2 protein-coding genes and 1 pseudogene are annotated in these 3,103 nt (G+C 68.9%); 1 reads left to right on the forward strand and 2 read right to left on the reverse strand.

The features are described from left to right. Nucleotides 1–173 precede the first annotated feature (173 nt). Nucleotides 174–1,390 (reverse strand): IS3 family transposase gene (locus AB0H75_RS50095; protein WP_367809170.1). Its coding sequence is split into 2 segments (ribosomal slippage): nt 174–1,087 and nt 1,087–1,390, totalling 1,218 coding nucleotides; the frame shifts between segments, so codons are not numbered across the junction. Between the two features lie 108 nt (nt 1,391–1,498). After that, a complete protein-coding gene (locus AB0H75_RS50100; RefSeq protein WP_367809172.1) occupies nt 1,499–2,545 on the reverse strand; it encodes a tyrosine-type recombinase/integrase in 1,047 nt (348 codons plus the stop codon). Between the two features lie 306 nt (nt 2,546–2,851). Between AB0H75_RS50100 and AB0H75_RS50105 the strand changes: the two are divergent. Then, nucleotides 2,852–3,103, forward strand: a pseudogene (locus tag AB0H75_RS50105) (hypothetical protein); the annotation flags it as partial.

Raw genomic sequence — 3,103 nt, forward strand, 5'->3', positions numbered from 1 at the left:
CCCGGCCGGAACCCTCCGACGGCCCATCATGACCCGAGTCTGAATCCCGAAACTCTCCCTGACCAGACCACCGAGATCTTCAGGACAGTCCTAGGACGAGATGGCCCGGTGGCTGGCGGAAGCCGCTCGCGCCGAGATGACGGGGGCTCGCCCCGAAGTGTGGACACCGGTCGTTATGCGACGAGCAGCACCCTATCGACGGTCTGCTGCTCGTAGTCGATCGGACTGAGGTAGCCGAGGGCAGAGTGTCTCCTTCGGGTGTTGTAGCGGGTGATCCATCTGAAGACGGCCAGGCGGGCCTCACGTGGCGAGGACCAGCGCTTGGCTCCCTGCAGCGTCTCGCGTTTCAAGGTCGCGTTGAACGATTCCGCCGCGGCGTTGTCGGCGCTGGTCCCGACGGCTCCCATGGATTGGCGCACCCCGAGTTCGGCGCAGACCCTGGCGAACTCGGCCGAGGTGTACTGGGCTCCATGATCGGCATGGAAGATCGCTCCGGCCAGGCTGCCGCGCGTCGCGGCGGCGGCCCGCAGCGCATCGCTCACCAGCTCGGTGCGCATGTGATCGGCGATCGACCAGCCCGCCAGCCGCCGTGAGCCCAGATCCAGCACGGTCGCCAGATACAGGAACCGGCCCTCACCGACGGGCAGGTACGTGATGTCGCCGACATAACGCAGGTTCGCAGCCGACGCGGTGAAGTCCCGCCGGATCAGGTCCGGCACCTTGTGATGTGATGGCTCGGGCACCGTGGTGCGGACCTTCTTGCGCAGGTGCAGCCCGACGATCCCGCAGCGGCGCATCACCCGCGCGATGCGCTTGTGGTTGACCGGGCGGCCACGGGCCCGCAGCTCGGCGGTGACGCGCGGACTGCCGTAGGTGGCGTCGAACTCGGAGTGGATCTGCCGGATCTCTTCGGCGAGCACGGCATCGGCCGCAGCCCGTTCCGCTCGGGCCGGCGCTGCCTTGAGCCACCGGTAGAACCCCGAGCGGGACACCTTCAAGACCCGGCACAGCCGCTTGACGCCGAAGGCGCTGCGATGGTCGTCGACGAACTCGAAGCGGCTCACCAGTTCGTCTCGCCGGCGAAATGTTTTGCCGCCCGGCGCAGGATGTCGCGCTCCAGCTCCAGCTCCCGAATCCGGGCCTTGAGCTGCTTGTTCTCCTCTTCCAGCACGTCGTCGGACGATAGCGGGCCAGCCGTCGGCCGCTTGGTCGGGGCCGCCTTCTTCGCTCCGGCCGTGCCGTTCGCGCGTGCCTCCTTCACCCACAGGCGCAGCGTCTCGCGGTTGATGCCCAGGTCCCGGGCCATCGATGCGTACGTCCGCGCTGGATCAGACAGGTACAACGCGACGGCGTCCGCCTTGAACTCCGGCGGATACGACTTCATCGCCACGTGGAACTCCTTGTCTCCGGATTTCCATCATCCGGTACTCAAGGTGTCCACACTTCAGGGCAAAGGCCCAATAGGGCCTAAACACCCACTAATACGGCCGCCAATGTGTCAGAGTCCGATGCCGTGCAGCGGGTTGTCGTTCCACTTGTCGGCCTGGCGGATGTAGCCGGCGACGACGGGCGAGCCGTCGGCCCAGCGTCCGTGGCGGGTGATCGCCGACATGGGCGCGCCGGCCTTGGCGGCGGAGGTGGCGCCCCCGGCGCGCAATCCATGCGCGGTATAGGTGTCGGCGTGCTCCAGCCCGGCAGCTGCGGCGGCGCGCTTGACGATCAAGTTCACCGTTTGCGGACTGAGCCGCCCGCGGGTGCCGCGGCCGGCCGCCCTGCGGTCGCGGCCGGCGATGCCGCCGTGGCGATCGATCGCACGAAACAGCGCCCCGGTGGTGATGCCGCACGCGACGAGTACCGCCAGCCAGGCGCGGACCACCCGGACCGGGCAGGTCTCAGGGTGTGAGCCGTAAGGGATGGCGACCAGTTCGCCATGGGCGTCCTGGTCGGTCTTGCTGAGCGGGATGAAGACCTCCATCCCGTCGTCGGTGAAGGTGAGGTCGCCGATCTCCACGTCGGTGATCTCGGAGCGGCGGCCCATCAGGGCGAAGCCGAGCACCAGGACGGCGCGATCGCGCAATCCGGTCGCGGTGTCGGCGGGCAGGGCGGCGACCATGGCGCGAAGCCGGTCGACAGTGATGGGCGGGGACCTGCGGGGGCGGTGACCCTGCTGGGCGCGCTCACGCCGGTAGGCGCGCAGGGCCAGCCGGGCCGCGGTGGTGGCGGGCTTGGCCAGCCCGGCATGCTCGTGAGCGGCCAGCACGCAGGCCAGCGCGCGGTCGATGGTGGAGGGGGCGTAGTGCTGGGCGGCCAGGTGGGCGACGTAGTTGGCCAGGGTCGCGGGGGTGGCGGGCAGCAGGGTGCGGCCGGTGGACGCACACCAGGCGGCGTAGACGCCGAAGTCGCGGGCGTAGGCGAGGCGGGTGTTGGCGGCCAGGCCCTCTTCGACCAGCCGGGCTGTGCGGCCCTCCAGGAGGTGCTCCTGCGGGGCGGGCGGCGCGGGGGTGCGTTCCGGTAGCCGTTCGGGGGCGTCCATAGGGTTTTCCATGATCAACTCCCTGGTTAGCGATAAGTCAGCTTATCGCTAATCAGCACTGAAGGCGGCCGTTCCCTGAGGGAGGAGGGAGAGACGAACGACATTGGCTGCGGATCACGCCACTGACGACAGGTGGGAATCCCACGGACAGCAGATGAGAAAACCCCAGGCCAGAAAGATGAGAACTCACATCTGGCGATCAGCGCATCCCACCAAACTGGAATTGTGCGAGAGAACCAGGATCTCCATTTCCTCGTATCCGATCCGTAGTTTTGGATACGGGTATGATTGCGATACGGTTGTGTTACGCTTCTCCGCATGAGCGAGCGCGAGCAGCAGCCCGGCCCGGCGGACGCCTTCTCCCCCGGCGATGACGACGGGCCTCCACCCGCGGCGCCGCCCGCGCCGCTGCCCGGCCCGGTTGCCGAGGAGCTGGCCGCCGAGCGCGCCGAGCGCACCCGCGCCGCCGGGCGCAGGCCCTGCCGCTACTGCGGCGGCGCCCTGCCCGCCGGCAAACGCGCCGACGCCCTGGACTGCAGCGACGACCACCGCCGCCGCTACCATCGCGAA

Origin of the sequence: Nonomuraea sp. NPDC050783 (assembly GCF_040802095.1) — a bacterium.
Lineage (GTDB): Bacteria > Actinomycetota > Actinomycetes > Streptosporangiales > Streptosporangiaceae > Nonomuraea.

Coding starts and splice junctions, on each gene's coding strand:
- AB0H75_RS50100 (WP_367809172.1), bottom strand. CDS start 2,545: ATGGAAAACCCTATGGACGCCCCCGAACGGCTACCGGAACGCACCCCC.